The organism is Paenibacillus sp. cl6col (genome assembly GCF_900102125.1).
GTDB lineage: Bacteria > Bacillota > Bacilli > Paenibacillales > Paenibacillaceae > Paenibacillus_B > Paenibacillus_B suaedae.
In genome coordinates, this window is sequence record NZ_FNAZ01000006.1 from 195907 (window position 1) to 216293 (window position 20387).

Here is a 20387-nt window from a genome sequence, read left to right on the forward strand (position 1 = left end):
TCAAACAACCTCATCTTGTACAAATTCAGAATCAGCCTTCAACTTCATTTGTACAATCTTCCCCATCTCCATCTTTATAAATTTGTCAGCAACATGATAGAATCGGTCATCATGAGTTACAGCAATGATGCACTTCCCTTGATTCTTCAGTTCAGGGAGTAACGTATAGTAGAAGAATTCTCTGAATTCAGGGTCTTGATCTGCTGCCCACTCGTCAAAAAGATATATAGGACGATCCTCTAGATAACTAATTAATAGAGCTAATCTTTTTCTTTGTCCCGTTGAGAGTTTTGTAGTACTTAATTTACCGTTTTGGATATGAACCTTTTCATTTAGAAGCAATATTTTTAAGAAATGTTTTATTTCATTTTCTTTTGCCGAGTAATCAACCCCGTACAATTTATCAAACAAATAAAAATCACTGAAAATTGCTGAATAATTCTGACTCAATTGATCGTACGTAATTTCCTTACCATTTACTGATATTTCTCCGCAATCCGGCTTATATAGACCAGTGAGCAACTTCGCCATCGTCGACTTGCCACTGCCGTTCCCGCCAGTGATAAACGTTATTTCACCTGATTGAAATACACAATTTATCGGTCCGATCGTAAAGAATTCTTGTTCTCTGTTTTTATAACTATATTCAACTGCTTTCAACTCTAACGTTATTGATTGAGGCTTGCTATTTTCATTATGAGTGAGTCCTTCATCCTCGTTTAACTGTTTGGAAAGCTGGTTGATTCGGCTCCAACTTATCCGAACTCTAAGAATGCTTGGAATCGTACGCAATATCCCATGGACAGGCCCCGTCATATACAAAAAAATGAATACATAATTTCGTAGAGAGTCTATTGTCAATTGTTTCTTAAATAGTAAAGGGAATGCGAATACAACAGCTCCTATTACAAATGTAAAGAGTAATTCCCCAATAACATTAATATTTGCAAATTTAAGGCTTCCTAATATTTGTTTATCACGATAGTTCTCACAACTAATCTGTAAATCTTGTTTGAAATCCAACTGTTTTTTTCGATGTAAACTAAGTTCTTTGAATCCACCGATCATATCATGAATAAATTTATAAAACGTATTCTGTATATCCCTTGTTTGCTCCCATAATTTGTTCGCTTGACGACCTATGATAAAGTGGAGACCAGCTGCTATAACAATGACCATGATAGACGCAAACATACCGTATGAACTAATCGATCCCATGTAGAGAAAACAACAAATGAGAGTGACGAGACTGGTCGCACCAGTAACGATAATATTAGAAAAGTCGCTGACTGTTTCCGCATCATTTATTAATGTTGTCTGAATATTTCCCTGTTCTAGAAGTTCTATTTTTTGATAAGGGGTACCAAGTATCTTACTGATTAATTTGGTTCTTTGGTCATAAATAATATTGTTCGTGATCGTTATCATCCGCGTTCTAACAAGTTTCTGCCCGACAACGTAGATAACAATGCCAAATATGAAATATAGAAGTAACCCAGATTGGAATTGGAGTTCATTATCGCTTCGGTTTAAGGTCTCATTGATAACAAAAATGATAAGTGAGTTTCCAAAACCGCTTGCAAGACTCAACATAATTAGTACTAAGAGAGATTTATCGCCTTCTTTAGGGAAAAGTGAAGTCAGCAAGTAGTAAATATTAAACAACAAAACGGAGATAAATAAACTAATTACAGCATATATCAGACTATCTGGTGCCCATACCCGAACGAAATCCCAATTTAAGTCGAAATACAATACATCCGGGATCTTGTACAGGAAAAACGCAAAAAATATGGTGAAAATCAGCAATAACATAAAACTCTTTATTACTCCACTAGGTTGCCCCATAAACTTACGTTTTTTTCGAAATGTTTGATTAATAGCGATGGATGTAAAAAACAATATGATAGGGATAAACGCAAAGGTAACAAAAATGACTACGGAAGCAGTGATATCAATGTTTTTATAGGTATCAGCAACGGATTCATGAGGCTCAATACCTCGCAATATATCCATTATCCCTTGTCCTATGATTTTCGTGTTAGCTGAGTTCGAATTTGCCAAGACAGCGACTCCAATCTGATCTTGGGGTCTGAATACAATGAACGACGAAAAGTTCGGATTACTCCCTTCATGGGAAATCTCCCCTGTCCCTGACTGGAATACTGACCATCCTGCAGCATAGGAGGATCCACTTTCACCTGGAGGAACAGTACGATCCGGCAAATGTGACTTTTCAACTAGTTGCATATTGAAGTTTTCGTTATTTCCACGACCGATTTGTATTTTTAACCATTTTGCGATATCTATAGCGTTTGTAATGACATATCCAGCCGGCACATTACCTCTGTATATTGGTGCATCATATTCTTCAAGTGTTAGTAAGTGAGGCTTATAGCCCTTGGCCATGCCATGAAGTTCAGCTTCATTTCGGAATAAATAGGTGTTGTTTAAATCTAGTGGTTTTAATATTTGATCACGTAAATAATTTTCAAAAGATTCACCCGTTACCTGTTGTATAATGAATCCTAATACATCGTAATTTATGGTTGCATAATGAAATTTTTCTCCTGGCATAAAATCTAAACTCTTATTCATTAATGTACGAACCGTTTCTTCTAATGCATGATTCCCACTTTGTATCGGGATGTCCCCTATTGTCTTAAAGGGGATTCCACTAGTATGATGCAATAGATGTTTTAACGTAATATCTACATTTTCCCCCTCATAATTCATTTGGAACCAAGGGATGTATTTCGTAACCGAATCGTCTAGATTGAGTTTTCCTTGATCTTCTAGTTGTAAAATAGCAAGTGCGGTAAATGCTTTACTCGTAGAACCGAGTTCAAACAAGGTGTCCGGTGTCACTAATTTTTCTGCCTTTATATCGGCGTATCCGAATCCTTTACTGTATATTGTCTCATCGCCCTTTACAATAACGGCGGAAAGCCCCGGAATTGTAGCATCGTTCATGGTGTCTCGTATAAAATTTTCAATTACAACTTCCTCGGAGTTAGGCAAGACAGTTGCAGCTATGACCTGTTCTTGATTAAGAGAGCAAATTAGAAGCATAAAGAGCATTAAAATAATTACTTTACTTCGTTTCATATTCTGCTCCTTTTTCTACTGTGAGATAATCGAAAACTTGGATGTATAGTTTATTATTTCATCAACAGCGTTCGCTATACCGCCAGTATCAACAAATGATTCATGTATTCTTTTGCAATTCAACTTATATTGGCTATCATTCAATATTCTCTTTACTCCCTCTCTCAACTGAACCGCATCAGCTTCACGATTGCGAATGTATATCCCAGCTCCGGCCTCCTCAACCATCATTGCACCCATAAATTCATCAAAAACTTGCGGTACAACGACTAAAGGTACATGAAAACATATCGATTCGTAGATACTGTTTGCTCCACCATGACTGATAAATACACTGGCACGTTTCAATATTTCGAGCTGCGGAACATAACTTCGGACAATGAAATGATTGGGAATTTCCCCTAAATCATTTAAATCAATTTTGTCTCCGACCGATAATACAACTTGTTGTTCGGAATTTTTAAAAGCTTCAAAACAAGATTTGTATATATGCAGCAGCTCATTATAAATAGTACCAAACGCTATATAAATCAATGGCTTATTTGGATCTAGTTTCTCATAGGGAAAATCAACATGTTCTACCCTTGGATATATGGAATATCCTGCAAACAAATACTGATCACTGAATGCATCAGCGTGAAGTTGAAAACACCTAGATGTAAAAAGGATATTTAATTCTTCTTTGCTGCAAAAGACATCATTTATTATGTTGATTTCTTGCATTCCATATTTATGCTCAATGATTCTAGCCAATTTATGCATGAGATTGGAGTATATTTCTTTTGGGTTGTTAAACCGTCGACATATAGGGTCATCCGATGCTCTCACAACATGCTGCATAAAAAACGTTGGGTCGATATCGGCCATTTCATCGATATATGGGAAATTGGCAATGACAGAGATACCTGGAACGCCAAGCAGCTCCGCGAACACTTTCCCCCAATGGCAAAACGAATCGTGAATAATGTAATTCGGCTCTAAGTCTCTAATTTCTTCCATAAAATGAGTGACGATGATTTGACTTTTACTTAAAATAAAATCAGCAAATACAAGAAACGTATCAAGACCATGGCCATCATATGTTCCAAATCCAAGGAGGCCTTCATAACTCCTAAAAATAGCTCCTGTATCTTCAATTCTATGCCGAAATTTTTCACAAGAGTAATAATAGATTTCTACCCCTCTATCAACCAGTGATTTGATCAAGCCGAGTGTAGGATTGACATGACCATGCAAATCGACACTAAAATAAACAGCCCTTGGCATAATGACCCCTCCCAGCATCATTGTCAATTGAAGAGTTGATCAAGTTCCTCTTGTGAAATATCAATCGTTTCAAAATCAGAAGGTGTAAAGTCAATTCCACTTTTACTAGAACAATGATGGATGATCTCAGTAAGAAAACCAACAAAACTGTCAATAAAATGTACAATTGTATGTTCTTTAAACTGTTTTTGCCCAAAGGTCGTATGGATACACAAATGACTATCTACGATGAAAATATTAATATCGATTAGAGAAGTAAGATGATTGCTTGAATCATATTCAGAGCCTGTGTTCTCTTTTGCAAAACAAAATAAATCGTTATTAAATGCGGCCTGGAAATCTCCAAGATAATTAAAACGAATCCTTTTTTGTTGGCTAAATGCGGGAATTTCATCTAATAGGTGGGTAAGAACTCCAAAACTTCTGCCACCATTAGGATTATGCCGGAGAACTTCTTTAATTAATTTGATTTGATCTGCGATCCCCTTCGTTAACGCTTTGGTTAATTTAACAGGGTAAATACTCGTAAACCAACCAATAGTGCGTGAAAGATCATAGTTCTCGCCTAACTCTTCACGACCGTGGCTTTCCATTTCTATGACAACATCGTCTATTGAAAATACATTGAATATCGCCAACGCAAGTGCAGATACGATCAAATCTTCTGATTTCGTCGCATACGCAGTGTTTGCTTCAAATAACAACTGAGTTGTTTTCTCTTTCGATAATTGTCGAGTTAGCGTACATGAATTCAGAACCGTATCATCATTTTGATCAAAATCCAATGGGATCCTAGTCTCGTTTTTCAAAATTGAAAGCCAGTATTGTTTCTCCTTTAACGATTCAAAATGCAAATGTTCCAGTTCAAGCGCCCAACTTTGCATCGAACACGTTTTAAGTGGTAAATTCGAGTTGCCCCCATCTTCCAAGCATTTCATTAAAGTGACAAAGTCTTCTAGGAGGATTCTCCAGGATACCCCATCAATCACTAAATGATGAGCTGTCAATAACAATCGTTGACCGTTTCTGCCAAGGTTAAATATTGCGCTTTTGATCAAAACATCTGTATAAATATTAAAACTCGACTTCAATAATGCCCCATACATACTCATTTTATTTAGCTGCTCGTTCTCATCATCTTCCGATAAATCATAAACAATAACTTGACTTTGCTTATCATTCGTGTAAATTAATTGTGAGTTGTTCATGTCAACATTGAGGCGTAAAGAATCGTGGTGTTTCATTAGCTCATTCATAATAAATTCAATCTGTTGAGCCGTTATAGATCGCTTAAGTTGAAGTAATATTGATTGATTATAGTGATTTGGATTCTTAAAGTTTTGAACAAGAAACCAAGAAATCATAGGAGTCGATCTTACGCTGCCTTCACAAACTTTTTGATGAATGGATTGTTGCTTTACATAGGGCTTAATATTAGACGACATGTGTTCGATGACTGGATTGGCAAGGAGATCTTTAACTCTTACTGAATAACCTTCATCAATAAGTTTAGAGGCAACTTGAATAGCTTTTATTGAGTCACCACCAAGATCATAAAAATTATCCGAAAGGCTAATATCAAGACAGCCTAAAACAGCACTAAGTATCTGTAACAACTTTTCCTCTGTTTCATTTCTAAAAGGAAGGTTCTCATGTTTACTTGTGGTTCTTCTTAGTTCCGGAGCTGGAAGTAGATTCCTATCAAGTTTTCCATTTGAACTAAGAGGAATATCTTGAATTTCGACAAAATATGCAGGTATCATATGCTCTGGCAAGAAAGCTTTTAGATAATCTCTAAGCATATCGAATGATAATTCCGCAACTTTGTCCCGCTTCACAATGTAAGCGCATAAATATTTATCATTATTATCATTTTCGCGGTCAATGACTACTGTATTATCAATTGATTCATGCTGGATAAGGTACTTTTCTATCTCAGCTAATTCAATTCGAAACCCACGTATCTTAACTTGATGATCAATTCGTCCAAGATAAATGAACTCGTCATTTTTCATTTTTGCCAAGTCGCCACTTTTGTACATCATAAGACCCGGAACAAATGGATTCGGTATAAACCTTTCTTGAGTTAGCTTCGCCTGGTTTAGGTAACCTCTCGCTACTCCGTCGCCTGAAATATATAGTTCACCGATGGAGTTCTCCGGTACAGGTTTTAGATGTTTATCAAGGATATAAACTTTCACATTGTGAGCCGGAACCCCTATCGGGACAGATACTCTTGAATCCATGAATGGTTCGTACTTCCTAATCATGCACCCTACCACAGTTTCTGTAGGTCCGTACTCATTAAAAATTTCAACGTTACCTCGAAAATTATTATGGATTGCCATAGCAAGCGTAACCTTCAAGTCTTCTCCTCCAACAATAAATCTTTTGACAGAAGAATTACTGCAATCCATATCCCTTAATAACGACAAATGTGAGGGAGTTAACTTAATGACCGTTGCTTTGTTTTCCTTCATTATTCGGTACAATACAAACTGCTCTTGGTTATCCTGGTATACCATGATCGTGCCACCACAGATAAGAGGTGTGAAAATAGAGGTAACGGTTAGGTCAAATGCGAGTGATGTAAATAACGGAAATACTGCATTTTCGTTATTTGCGTACATCTCTTTTGCCCACCAAATGTAATTCATGAGCCCTTGATGTTCGATCATCACACCTTTAGGTCTACCTGTTGATCCGGATGTATAGATGACATAAACCAGATCTCTAGGCGTATTTATCATCCCAAGGTTAGTATCGTTTCCGGTATAGATTCTTGCATCATTAAGATCAATAACCACTCCAGGAAATGTTATTTTTTTCACATTTTCGTTTGTAAGTAATATTCCTGCCCTAGACTCATCCAATATGTACGTAATTCTATCATCTGGGTAGGAAGGATCGATAGGTAGGTAGGCACCCCCTGCTTTAAGGATTGCCAGTATACCTACAACTGTTTCGATTGAATGATGTGTCATGATAGCGACTATACTCTCAGATCCTATACCTTTATCTATAAGCAATCTTGCCAGTTGATTAGACTGTTGGTTAAGTTCCCTATAGGTTAAGCTATATTCATCCCTACAAATCGCAATATTGTTTGGTGTTTTTTCTACTTGTTGTTCAAAAAGTTGTTCTATCGTTTGATTTTTAGGATATTGGTAATTTGTAGCGTTAAATTCATATAGCTGTTTTTCCATTTCATAATTTGACAGAAAAGTAAGATCACAGATTGGGTGATTTGGATAATCGATAATTTGGCCAATGATGTTTTCAATTCTGTAATATAATTCATCAATTTGTTCATCTGTATACTCACTTAACTGGTAATCGATCTCCAATTTCAGACTTCCCGACTCAGACCAATCTTTAATAATCAATTGAAGCGAATAGGCTTGGTTCCCATTGTAAAACTCTATATTCTCAGTAGGGAAATTATCTATTTCAGTATGTAGTTTTGTGTTGTAATAATTTACACAAATATCGAATAACTTCCCTGCCCCTTTTTTTCTAAAATCTAATTCCTGCAATAGAAGATCATAGGGGAACCGTTGATGAAAGTAACAATTCGTTAACTCTTTATTCACAGCAACAATGATGTCGGCAAAAGTGCTCTGTTCATCAATGCAAAATCGAAATGGCATAGTACTTGTAAACATTCCAACCGTACTTTTTTCCTTTTGTCCAGTTCGGTTTAGAACAGGTATTCCTATGATCATTTCATTTTCCTGTCTAGATTTATACAAGTAAAGTAATGTTGTTACAACAAAGAAAGTGTTTAGCGAGCATTTATGATTCGCAGCAAAATTTTTAATTTTTGCTGAAAGCAATGAGCTGTATTCGTATGATTTTCTTTTACCAACGGTCTCTCCTGAATCGAAACATATTAATGAGTCAGGCGTGCTACTGAATTTATCGCACCAAAACCGTTTATTCTTTTGAAAACGGTCAGATTGTACATATTTCTTTTCCTGTTCAATGTAATCAAGATACGTTGGTTCAAGATCCACATTTATCTCGTCATTGTACAGCAGCCGCAAATAAATAGTTCTAATTTGTTCGGTAATAATACCAAATGACCAACCGTCACATATGATATGGTGCAGCTTGACAAAATACCCATTTTCATTATCAGAAATCTTAAATAGTGCAAAATAATATAGTGATTTTTCTCCCACTAGCAGTGATGGTTTGCTAGCCACGTGATTCACCCATTTATTAAATTCTGCTCGCGGATTATTGCTCAGAGAAAAATCCATGCGTTCTAATGGACTTCGTTCATAGTTATGTAAGTATTGATACGGTTCACTGTTGTATTCTATAAAACGCAATCTCATTGCTTCATGTTTTTGAATTACTACATGTATTGCTTCTTCAAGTAAGCTAAAGTTCACTAATCCTCTAACCGTAACTGTTCCGCCTATATTATGAAGAGACGTCTCGGTGTATATTTTTTCAATATACCAAATTCTTTTTTGAGGATGAGTCAAAGGAAAATATGTTTTTCCTTCAGACTGAATAATCCCACCCATATCCGGCCCTCCTTCACTTAACAAGGATGTAAGTTTAATATGAGAATTTCATACTCAATTATTACAATATTGCTAAATAAGCTATTGAGAGACTCAGAAGTCAATAAGTTGAGTTTATAAAACAATTGATTCAATCAAAGTTTCTAATGCGGAACGCTCAAAATCTTTGATTTCGTCAACGATGTATATCATTTTTTCTATATCATAGTGATCTTTGTTAAAAAGACTTTTTATCATCATCATTCTTAGTATGTTCGTTTTCTTCTCAAGAACACTATAATTATTATAGTTCTGTTCTGAATTCGTTAAATAATTGTGTCCCACCATATAGTTAATTCTTTCAAGCATTGTTCTCTTATGCTCCCAGAGCAGTTGGAATGAGTGTCGTTTGAACCGCCCCCCATTTATAACATTGTCCAGGTGTATCTTAAAATCATCATATATTTGAAGACCATACTTCCCCTTTAACGGGTTTCTAAACGCCCTATGCCTCTTTGAAGTATTTCTAGAATAATAATAATCTTGTAATTGTTCATGCACAGAATGAATATCAAAATCATACTTTCCATGTTTATTAAATGAATAAAAAAGTAGATGGTTCATAAAATCCTTTCCATCAATGCAACTTGAATCATGGCTGTAATATGCTTGCTCTACTTGTTCAAAACTTGCAGTGGAAACTGAGTATTTATTACCTCCGAAAAAACCAGCAGTGTTAAATATTTGTTTATCTTGGTCAAATCCATATATTAAAATCATATGGCGCCAATAATATTTTTGATATGCTGGAGAACCTGGGATGTATTGCTCATTCACAAAAGCGAAGAAATAATAATCTTGTTCAATTGACTCTATTATGAAATCAATTATATTAATGTTTAACTTATCAATCGTCATTTTAGGTAGACGTTGGATCTTGATAAATGGTGTATGGTCATACTCAATATCAGTAGTATAAAAATCGATGAGTAGATTGTTTGAATCAGGATCTTTCGTCACCTCATTTTTACTTTGTAATTGAATATATCCACTATAGAAAAAAGAAGAAAATTGTTCGTACGCTGTACAACCCGAAAGAATAAATGCATGATTTGGATACGTAGTCACAGTGGGATAATGAAAAGGAAGGATTTTATTCATGTTATAGTTCCTCTATTCACTAATAGAAGTTATTATTTTAAAGATTTAGTTAAAGTATAGATAGTAAAAGGTTTCTTTGCCATATACTGATTTTTACAATCATATACACTTCTTTACATAGGGCAATCATTGTCTTATACCTTATCCTCAACAAACACACCAACCGATATGCAAATATCGATTGGTGTGCTAATACTGCGAGATGAACTCAATCGCAAGGATCTAAGTTCAATGTCCGAATTAGTGATCTCGGGTAACGATATAATTCAATAAGTGCTTCAAAAATGCAATTGTCCGGGGTAACTCCTTCAAGGCTTCAATGGCCAAGCAGTAGTGCTCCCACATCATCTTCCTCGCTTCATTCACACCTAGGATGGACACGAAATTCGAATTATTGTTCTCCTTATCTTGCCCAACTGGTTTACCAAGCACGTGCATATCCCCTTCTTGATCAAGTAAATCATCCTTAATCTGAAAGGCAATACCAGCGTGATAGGCGAATTTCTTTAATATCATTATCTCAGCTTCAGAAGCCTTGGCTAGAATTGCAGGCATGACCAGGGATGCCTCGAAGGCAGCCCCTGTTTTGTAGAAGCAGATTGCATTCAATTGCTCTAACGTCAGCTGCTTACCTTTTGCCTGCAAGTCCATGGCCTGACCTCTGCACAATTCCTCTGTCTTGCATGCCGAATACCGAATTAAGTCCAGAACAATAGCAGCATCGAATTCATCTAGAGATGATTGCTCTTGAATCGATCTCTGAATTAGCAATAGAGCCGTAAGTTCCGCAGTGGCACTATTATATATATGATGTAGCGTAGGTCTTCCTCTGCGCGTATCTGCATTGTCTTGAGACGGAAGATCGTCGAAGATTAAGGAAGCCGTATGCATATATTCCAGTGATCGAAGCAGCGGTCCAATTGCTGCCGGCTGCAATCCATACTCGTTCACACCTATGATCCAAGTTAATATAGGGCGTAATCGTTTTCCGTCACCTGTTAGACTGTAATTGGCTGCGTCGAAGAGTGAGTCTTCAATCGGAAGCGAGCTAGGCTTGGTGATGTGCAGAATGCTGTTAATCTCTTGTCGAATTGCCGCAATCGAAGCATGGAAGTGTTCCTTCTCCTTCCGATTATTCGCGAGTTGGATAACGAGCTGATCGCGAAGCAGCTTATCGAAGAAATCCACGTTGTCCGCCTTCTGCACCATTTGTTGCACAAGAGAATGAAAGGCCGGTTCATTGAAATCGAATATATCCATGATTTCTTCATACTTCGCTTCCCCTACCCGTTCTCTGCAGCGCTTCAAGCCATTGATTGCCCGATCCAATATGACCTCGCGCGTCGCGGCATCTGAATGATGGATCTGATGGATAATATGGGAGATCACTGACCAGTACAACTCGAACGGATTCAGCAAATCAGGCCGTTGTTGATGATACTTCAAATAATACGTATAGGGCGTTACGGCTCCTTCCTGCATATCGTCGAACATATCCGCGAAATCATCCGCCAGCTGATTATAGATTCCGTAATAGAATGCCCGGTGTTCGAACCCGGAATCTTCAGGTGCACGGATAACCGAACGGACGATTAAGCGGGAAGATGATGATTTTAGGATGATTGGGATATAGAGCTCTTCATTCGTAAAATTTGCATTTGCTAGATCTTTGACACGATCAATGTCCTGAGAATGAAAAAACACATAGGATTGCTCGAAAAAAGTGTTCTCAGACCGTGGATTTTGGTAACCCTTAATATAGGTGAACGCCTCGCTCAGCTCAGAGTGGATAAAGCGGAACATATCTGTATGCTTTCCCGTCCACGCTCCGAGATCTGGAACGATTCCTGTTAGCAGAGCCTCTCGAATCATATGTGTATATTGTATTTGTTCCTCTGCCGTTAATGCTCCAGAATCCAGTAAGTCGTCAACGAACGGATAAGTCAGACCATAGCTATAACCCAATCTGATTGCATCACCGAGCCGCTTGGCGCGGTCTGCTGGGGGCGCATTATCATCTATTTCTTCCTTCATATTCAGAACTACCCCGAGAATGATCTTAATCAGCTTGCGCTGGGCATGCTCTGCATTCATCTCTTTCGGAATATGAGAGGATACGGCATTCAGCTTGTTGATTACCCAGATGACGTCCTCTTCAATTCCCTCCTTCTGGGCCCACCGATACAATCCCGATAAGCTCATCAATTCTGGAGGTTGGTTCCGATTCCTTATTTCCTGAGAGGCAACAAGCTGTTGCTTGATATCGGCAGCCAGACGTTTCACTCGAGCGCGTATGTCAGGAGAATCTAGGGACTTGCCCAGATCTCTCATGTACATGTAGGATACGCTTCGATCCAAGTAATCATCTAGCTTGCCAGTTTGATTCAGCCATTGAATATACCTGTAGTACTCTTTCGTAGATGGCTTTTTCCTAATTTTTGAAAAAAAAGAGAACCATGAATGACGAGGAAGATGACTCTTCTTCCATAATCGAAAATCCTCTGTTAACTTCGTCACGTAAGTCTTCTTAGTTGTCTGTTCATACAACGCTGCAAAATATTGCGCTGCTCGCTGCTCAGCATGCCGGTATGCGGTATGGGCATGATCGATAAGTGCTTCATTCATCTGGTGGCTTCCCTCGACTTCGATTAAGATTATTCATTGTGCATGCGTCAACTCGTCAACAATTATTATCATTATACGTACAAGAATATTTTGGGTTACGTATTTTAGGCGCATCACCTCTTAACTCGAAGAAGCTGCCTTCCCAGACGAAGGCAGCTACGTGAGAACTTATGAATGTTATTGCTAACGAGCCAGTCACAACGACGGTAATGTATTCTCGAATTATCGCGTTCGGCCAAATAGTACAGCGCTCATACAGCACGTCCTAAACTTAAAGAGAGCACAACAAGCAGACGTAATGTTGCTTGGAGTACATCTTGAACATCCCTTACTTGACATAAACATTGCTTACTAGTACATCCGCAATTACTTTTATCGGTATGATAAATTCAACCACGCCCATATAGCCAGGTGCGACATCATATTTATTGAAGGAAATGACGAGTTTTCCATTATTGTTTATATAGAAGCTCTGATCATGAGTTATGGTTTTGAAGCCCATTTCACCATCTAACCAATAGGTCTTATCGGAATCCGACTTCATTTGCTGTTTCATCTGTTCTTTAATATTTTCGCTGATAAGCTGTATATAGCTATTATCTTTAAATAAACTTGGTAAAGTAATTAATAGTTGATTTTGTTTGTCTATCGTATTGTACGTAAATGTAGTAGATGATGTACCGACCGTATTTGCAACATATCTGCCAATGGCAAGTATCTGATTGTTGTCAGTTTTGACCTCATAGCCGCTTTCTACACCTATATGTCCCCCGCCGCTTTTCTTTACTTCTTCCATTTCATCTTTAAAATCATTGTACAGTTTTTTATTTTCTTCGAGATATTTATTGTTTATGGCAGTTTCTAGTGCTTTATTATCCATATTCGTGATGGCAGGCACCTTGATATTGGCTTTGGCGGTCTCTTCATTCACAGTAAATTCAGTAAACGTGAGCACCTTGACGAGCGAACCAACCAAGGGCACATTCGATATGGCTTTTGCAAAGGCGGGGCTAGTGTTGATCCCAGCTATCATCAGAATAGCTGCAGCTGCGCCTGCTCCAATCAGCTTCTTCGTCCAGTTCACTCGTTTCCGTTTCTTTTTCCCTTGTTTTATCGCATTCTTTACAATAGAATCTAATTCTTTAGGGATGGGTATATCTTTATATTTTCTTTTTAGATGGTCAAGTTGCTCGCTCATTTCTTTACCTCCTCTAACAATTCATTACTCAATTTAATTCGGAGTTTGCGGAGTCCTTGATATAACCGTGTTTTTATCGTATTGACGTTTTCATTCATGACTTCCGAAATTTTTTCTATTTTCATATCTTCAAAATATCGAAGTACAATGACAGTCCGGTATGCAGGAGGCAATTCATCCAATGCGTTTTCGAGATCAATGTCGTGGTAGACATCTTCTCCTGCTGGGCTGTGTAATTCCAATGTCTTATCATCTACAATCTGTATTTTTTTTTGCCTTCTTAGGAAATCGATCGCTGTATTGACTAATATTCTGTAAAACCAGCTCTTTATCGAGCCTTCGGATTTCAACGATTCTGATGATGACAGTGCTTTATGAATGGTATCCTGGATAATATCCAGTGCGTTTTCAGCATTTTTAACGTAACTGTAAGCCAATCGATATATATCCTCTTTATGTTCCGTAATGAAACGAATAAGTAACTTTTCGAACTTGTGATTCATGCAGAGATTCTCCCTTTGATATGCGCATATCTTTTTGTTGCTATAGAATAAGACGAAGACAGCAACTCAAAAAGTTTGTACTTGAGTAGTGAAAAGTAGATGTAAAATTTTCATTTTTTTCGAGCTCATTGGGCAACTTTTATTTAATCACAAAAGTAAGATCATTCTGTGATGTAAATATAGGTACTGTCATCATCGTTTAACATTTTACGTTGTTAATGAAATCAAAAAAACTCGATCTCCTCTTCAAAAGGAAAATCGAGTTTTCGTGTCCTGCAGCTTCATTGATATTTATTTCTAATCTGCAGATGTATTGATAACCTTTCTATATCTCTTAGATGTATGAACTAAAAAACCTATTTAATCAGCACGAAAGATTTATTCAAATTTAGATCTTGATAGAGTTGATCGAACATTTTGCCATCTTTGGACTTCGGATCAAATGGATTGGATTGTGGCGTTGTAGATACATATACCATACCGTCGGCCTCCGCAATTACACTCCCTACAGGCGGGCCATCTTCATTGGAGAGGCTGCTCCAATCAGTCTTGGTAAAAACGGAGATCATCATCATTATTTCCGAATCTTTGTTATCTTTCGTCACGTATTCGAACTGCACGACATGCTTTGCGAATGGCATGACTTTATCTGCCTCTGCGCCTGAAATCGGGTTTACCTTGTAATGCCCATTCCATGAAGCAGGCAGTTTAACGCTGAATTTTGCCTGAGAATTCTCGTATAGTGCTTGATTATCCGCCATAACATCTTTGAGGTTAAGGTTTTCCCCAGTTAAGATAAGATGATCCACGAATCCGCCATTTCCGCCTTGAGGGGCCGTTACGATAATATCGTTCACTTTATTGCCCGTATAGTCGCCAATAATCAAATTCGGTTCTCTTCCGATTTCTCGATACATTTTTCCGTCCGATCCTTTGAATATCCAATCGTATTTCACGTATTTTTTGGTTTTTCCGTCCTGAATGATAATGGACAAGTCTCTCGCATAAGTATCCAGTTTTCCATTTAACTTTTCTTTTGTCCCGACCAATATCACGTTGTCTTGAATGTTATCCCCAGTAATTTCGGATTGCTTATAATCAAGGACATACGTATTTTCCTTTAGTTTTAGTTCTGGGATTCTACATTTTTGGCCAATCTCTACTTTTGATGACTGATTATTTTTTGTCGGTTGAGTTACTGCTTTTGGAGTTGAGGATGCCTGTTTTGCAAATAATACTTGCGGTGTTCCGATGCTGACAGCACAAATGAGACCCGCCATCGCCAATAAAGGAATTTTTTTTGCTTGTTGGTTTTTCATTATGTTACCTCCATGTATTCTTGCTTGCTGTACATAAGAAAGACGAATAAGCTATCTGAAAAAGTTTGATTTCGATAAAAAGAACAAGGGGGAATGCTGGATTGTATATGGTGAAGTGTGTTAATGGAACGAAATCATCGGTATAGAAAAACGCCGCTATACTTCGAGGCGGAAGCTAGCGGCGTTTTTGTACTCATGAACCTATGACGATCCTGAATCTTGTTATCATTGCTAAAAATTATAAGTATGATGCTGCTTATCGATGGTCAGAGTTTCAGCTTTCCTCCATAGCATTTCGAATATCATAGTCCGTCGGATCGATATCAAGCTCCATATTCAGTGCCATTTTGGCAAGTTGGCTACCCAAATAAGGCCCTGCCGTCAATCCAGATGATCCTAGCCCATTGGCTGCAATAAGCCCCTCCCAGCCGGGAACAGCGCCGATAACGGGAAGGAAGCCTGGTGTGAAAGGGCGGAATCCGACTCTAATCTCCTCCATTGTGCTGTCCGCCAACGGTGGTGCTAAGTGCAATCCTTTATTCAGAACCTCTTGTACTCCCCCTGCTGTTACTCTCGTATCATAACCTTCGACATCATTTTCATGTGTGGCTCCAATCACGATCTTCTGTTGGTCAAAGGTAAGCAGATATTGATCAGAAGGCGGAATAATTAATGGCCAGCTGCCAGTGTCGTGTTCCCCCTGAACTCGCAAGTGCATAATTTGCGCCTTCTGATAGCCTACCTGAAAGTCAAGCCCTAATGGCTGAAGAAGTGGGTTAGCCCATGCTCCTGCACATACAATTACAAGCTCAGATGTGTAGCTCTGTTCATCTACGGTTACACCTGTAACACGATTCGACTCATATTGAAGCGTAGCATCACCATTTATAAAGACAGCGCCATTTCTTTGAGCGGATCGGAGCAGAGCATCACGCAGTGCACGACCGTCTACTCGAGCGGCACCACTTATATGTACGGATCGATATCCCTCAGCCAACAGAGGAAATCGTTCCTGCGTTTCTGATTCATCAAGCTGTGTGATCTCCCCGATTTCTGGTGCATCTGCTTTACGTACGTATGCGCGCTCTTCCATTTTGATGAGTTTCTCAACATCTTCATGTATACAGAGAGCTCCCACTTGCGCATAACCCGTATCCGTCTCCCCTTCACTCTGGAGATCCTGGATTAACTGCGGATAGAAATGGGCTCCGGCCTTCGCTAATCGGTACCAAGCTTTATTGCGTCGCTGTGACAGCCATGGACATATAATCCCTGCTGCAGCGTCTGTAGCTTGTCCTTGATCCTTACGGTCTACAATCAGGACATCCGCTCCGAACTTAGCCAACTGGTAAGCGGTCGATGCCCCAAGAATTCCTGCTCCTACAACGATGACTTTTTTCATACTTGATTTCCTTTCTTCAATTCCTGAGTCTATTATAACGAACTTTTCTTGAAAGGATAACATTAGCGATAGGTTCCAGTTTCTTTTTTCAGCGAAGAACCAATTCCTGAGCTGTAAGTTCAACAAAAGAAGAGCTTGATGGTTCAAGCTCTTCCTGACTTCTTGTTTATTTACATACACGTTCATTCAACAATACCTGAAAAATAAGACTTGGGCTAATTTTCATTCCCTATGTTTGAAATATTACATAATCTGAATGCCAGAGAATACGATGAACTAAAGACGTTGTTGACCCATTGGAGGTGTGCCTCGTGTCGAACTTATTTGTCTCGCGCTCGCTAGACGAAATACGTTTTTGGTCGCGCATTATGAAAGAGCATTCCCTGTTCTTAAAGTTAGGATTTAGATGTGAGGATACACAGCTTATCAATGAAGCGAATCAGTTCTATACCTTGTTTGAGCAGATAGAAAATCAATCGCATGCTTATACGGTTGATACAGATCCTCAACAAATTGTTCGTTTTAACACGGAAGTGCGCAACGCAGCGGCGTACATATGGGCCTTTAAACGTAAAATACTCGGCTTTGTGCTCACTTGTCAAATGCCAGGCGCGAATAACTTCCCCTTACTTATTGATCATACGAGCAGGGAAGCCAACTATTTCAGAAATCGTATGGAACAGCTGAACAGTGGTCAGTTGGATCCACTCCCCGATGCAATCATTAATGAAAATGTATTCTTCTTGAAAATCATGGCCGATCACGCGAAGTTTATTGGACATTTGCTTGATCCATCTGAACGCCAATTAGTTGAGCAGGCCCGCAATTTTAGTCATGACTTTGACCAGCTGCTCTATCAAGCGATTGATTTAGATCACATGCGACCACAATCGCAGACGAAGCCGCTATTGGAACAATTTTTGGATCAGAACCGCGTCTCGGTAACCTCCCTGCGTGATTTCAAAAAGACGGCGAGAGACTTGATTGATGCATGTAAAATCAAGAGCATTATTCATCCATTGTTAGCCGACCATGTATTTCGTGAAGCTGAACGCTTCCTTGAAATCATTGATATGTTCGAGAATAGCTTGGAGCATGTGAAACCGTAAGTTGCAAACTTACTTAGTCTATTACTGCTGAAATAATCTTCTTCATCAGTGGCCATCTATCCCGAGGATCCGGCATGAATTCAGATGCAATGGTGATGACTAGATCTTGATCTGGAACGCAGCAAATAACGTTGCCGCCATCGCCTAGTGCCATGTAAGCAAGGATCCCATCCTCCTCACGCAGCCACCATAGGTAACCGTAATGATTAGGGTTCTTCGCTGTTGATTCATCAATCCATGAGCTTGATAGGATTTGATGATTGTCCCACATGCCACGATTCAAATACAGAACACCGAACCGAGCCATATCACGGGGACTTAGTGTAAGTCCCCACCCTCCTGTAGAGTTGCCGTCTGGGTCTTGCACCCACCCTCTTACCTTCTTCCCGAATAAATGGTCAAAGTCATATTCCTTCATCTCATAATCAGGGATTATGCTCATGCCGATGGGGGCAAATAATCGTTCGTTGGCAAACGATTGAGCATTCAGTCCTGTGCTGCGTGTAATTATGGCCGATAGTAAATGTGCCCCTGCTGTTGAATATTTAAAAGTCCCAATACTTCCATTCTGCCCTAACATATCCAGCGTATAAATCATCCAGTTAGGCTGCATACACATCTTGTCCAGCGGCTCCCGCCAGTCCTCAAATGCATAAGGAGCTGTCATCGTAAGAAGATGGCGAAGGGTGATTTCTTGCATCAGCCTGTCAGCCTTATCAGGCACATATTCAGGAAAGAAATCAATCACCCTCTGGTCTATATGTTGAATGTAGCCTGCATCTATAGCAATTCCAATCAGCGCGGAGAGCACACTTTTCGTCACCGAGGCTACATGGTGCGTATCATCTGGGCCGAAGCTATTAAAATACCTTTCGTAAGCAATGTATCCATGTCTCGCAATGACAATCCCGTTTATATTGCGATACTCTGATTGTATGATAGGTTCAAGCGTTGATAGTTTATTAGCGTCCATTCGCAAGACAGATGGGACTTCAACTTGCCATTCTGTAGTTGTTAAGTTATTTCTATTCATATCGCAACTCCTTCGAGAGTACTGTCCTAGTTAATTTGTTTAACCTAATTAAGGATGATGGCAGTCTCAGGTTCTATCTTTTCTTGACAGGAAAATATACCTCAGTAACCATTGCCTCAGGCTCAGCGGCTTGATTTGGATCCGTTACGTAGACTTCATAGGGGGAGTTTACTAGTGCATAACCTTCTTTTTCTGCCCACTCCCTTAACTTGGCATATACCGAGGTTAATTCCGCATATGGCCCCCTCACGACAGACTTTGCACATAGTCCTTCCGGCAAATCTCTTGTCCCCTTAACCGCTTCCCGAATCGGAATAGCAAACTCTGTATCGTTGCCTGCAGGGTTGTATTCTGGACTGTGATAAATCGTCATTGGTGTGCCCGTCATTGTGAGATGATCGGCGGAAATTTTTTCATAGAGCGCACCAAAATACTTGCCATATCCAGCAGCGTAGTCAACGCTGCTCATCATCCGACGCATATACAAAATATTCATAGGCTGAGTCTCAACAAGTTGCACTTCAATATGATCAAGGTATGACATGATCGATACGCCCTCTTCTACATTTGAAATATCATGATTCATTTGTGCAAGCGTAAGTTCTAATGCATGGATTTTGAGTTGTAATTCCTCTCGCTTGCGGTTCAGGGAATCGCACAATTTTTCTTCCGAATCATTCTCCTCCCACACGAGCATGTCTTTAATCTCCTCCAACGGGAAGTGATAAGATTTCAAACGGTTAATGAAAAGCATTTTTGTAAGCTGCTTAATGGAATAATACCGATATCCATTTTCAGGGTTAATCTCACTAGGATTAATTAATCCGATTTCACCATAATATCGAAGTGTTTTGGTCGATACTCCGCATATTTTCGAGAATTCTCCGATTGACAACAAGTGATGCCCTCCGTTCTTTATCATTTATCCAGTCATCAGTATGGATCGTATATCGTTCTGTGTTCAACTCCACTGTACCTCTTCCCCTAAGGGCAAAGTCAACTTCTACCGTTCATGTCTCCCCATCCAGGTTACAGATGTTCATAAATAATATAAAGCTGAAAATGACATGATAAATGTGATGAAACGCTTAGTTCAATTTAGGGTGATTTGTATACATCCTAGCGACAAGAACATATATGAACAGA

Annotated in this window: 12 protein-coding genes; 1 reads left to right on the forward strand and 11 read right to left on the reverse strand. The window is 38.9% G+C overall.

Translation table 11 applies throughout. The annotated features are described in order from the left end of the window. The 9 genes from BLS15_RS17095 to BLS15_RS17135 form a co-directional block, all read right to left on the reverse strand. Entirely contained in the window at positions 1-3108 is a 3108-nt protein-coding gene (locus tag BLS15_RS17095; RefSeq protein ID WP_028532792.1) for a cyclic peptide export ABC transporter, read from the reverse strand. A 15-nt stretch (positions 3109-3123) separates the two neighbouring features. After that, complete coding sequence (locus tag BLS15_RS17100) at positions 3124-4374, reverse strand: macrolide family glycosyltransferase (RefSeq protein ID WP_175460794.1); 1251 nt, start codon at positions 4372-4374, stop codon at positions 3124-3126. Positions 4375-4397: 23 nt separating this feature from the next. After that, complete coding sequence (locus BLS15_RS17105) at positions 4398-8912, reverse strand: non-ribosomal peptide synthetase (RefSeq protein ID WP_051614115.1); 4515 nt, start codon at positions 8910-8912, stop codon at positions 4398-4400. A 114-nt stretch (positions 8913-9026) separates the two neighbouring features. Beyond that, on the reverse strand, positions 9027-10052 hold the full coding sequence (locus tag BLS15_RS17110) for a hypothetical protein (protein ID WP_021255627.1): 1026 nt from the start codon (positions 10050-10052) through the stop codon (positions 9027-9029). Positions 10053-10292: 240 nt separating this feature from the next. Beyond that, positions 10293-12677, reverse strand: coding sequence for a polyprenyl synthetase family protein (locus tag BLS15_RS17115; RefSeq protein WP_028532789.1), 2385 nt, complete (start codon positions 12675-12677; stop codon positions 10293-10295). A gap of 328 nt (positions 12678-13005) precedes the next feature. Beyond that, positions 13006-13875: an anti-sigma-V factor RsiV gene (locus BLS15_RS17120; protein WP_090512913.1), complete on the reverse strand. Its 870-nt coding sequence runs from the start codon at positions 13873-13875 to the stop codon at positions 13006-13008. Next, positions 13872-14378, reverse strand: coding sequence for a sigma-70 family RNA polymerase sigma factor (locus BLS15_RS17125; RefSeq protein WP_028532787.1), 507 nt, complete (start codon positions 14376-14378; stop codon positions 13872-13874). The genes BLS15_RS17120 and BLS15_RS17125 overlap by 4 nt, the downstream gene beginning before the upstream one ends. Positions 14379-14734: 356 nt before the next feature. Then, on the reverse strand, positions 14735-15697 hold the full coding sequence (locus tag BLS15_RS29065; protein ID WP_021255624.1) for a hypothetical protein: 963 nt from the start codon (positions 15695-15697) through the stop codon (positions 14735-14737). Positions 15698-15971: 274 nt separating this feature from the next. After that, positions 15972-17099 (reverse strand): NAD(P)/FAD-dependent oxidoreductase, encoded by a 1128-nt coding sequence (locus BLS15_RS17135; RefSeq protein ID WP_028532786.1) that lies wholly within the window; start codon positions 17097-17099, stop codon positions 15972-15974. 311 nt (positions 17100-17410) lie between these two features. Between BLS15_RS17135 and BLS15_RS17140 the strand changes: the two genes are divergently transcribed. Next, entirely contained in the window at positions 17411-18208 is a 798-nt protein-coding gene (locus tag BLS15_RS17140) for a DUF2935 domain-containing protein (RefSeq protein WP_021255622.1), read from the forward strand. A 13-nt stretch (positions 18209-18221) separates the two neighbouring features. On the opposite strand, the gene BLS15_RS17145 is transcribed toward BLS15_RS17140, so the two are convergent. Both BLS15_RS17145 and BLS15_RS17150 read right to left on the reverse strand, forming a co-directional pair. Further along, positions 18222-19241, reverse strand: a complete 1020-nt coding sequence (locus BLS15_RS17145; protein WP_028532785.1) for a serine hydrolase domain-containing protein — start codon at positions 19239-19241, stop codon at positions 18222-18224. A gap of 73 nt (positions 19242-19314) precedes the next feature. Next, positions 19315-20139: a MerR family transcriptional regulator gene (locus BLS15_RS17150; RefSeq protein WP_090512917.1), complete on the reverse strand. Its 825-nt coding sequence runs from the start codon at positions 20137-20139 to the stop codon at positions 19315-19317. Positions 20140-20387: the final 248 nt, after the last annotated feature.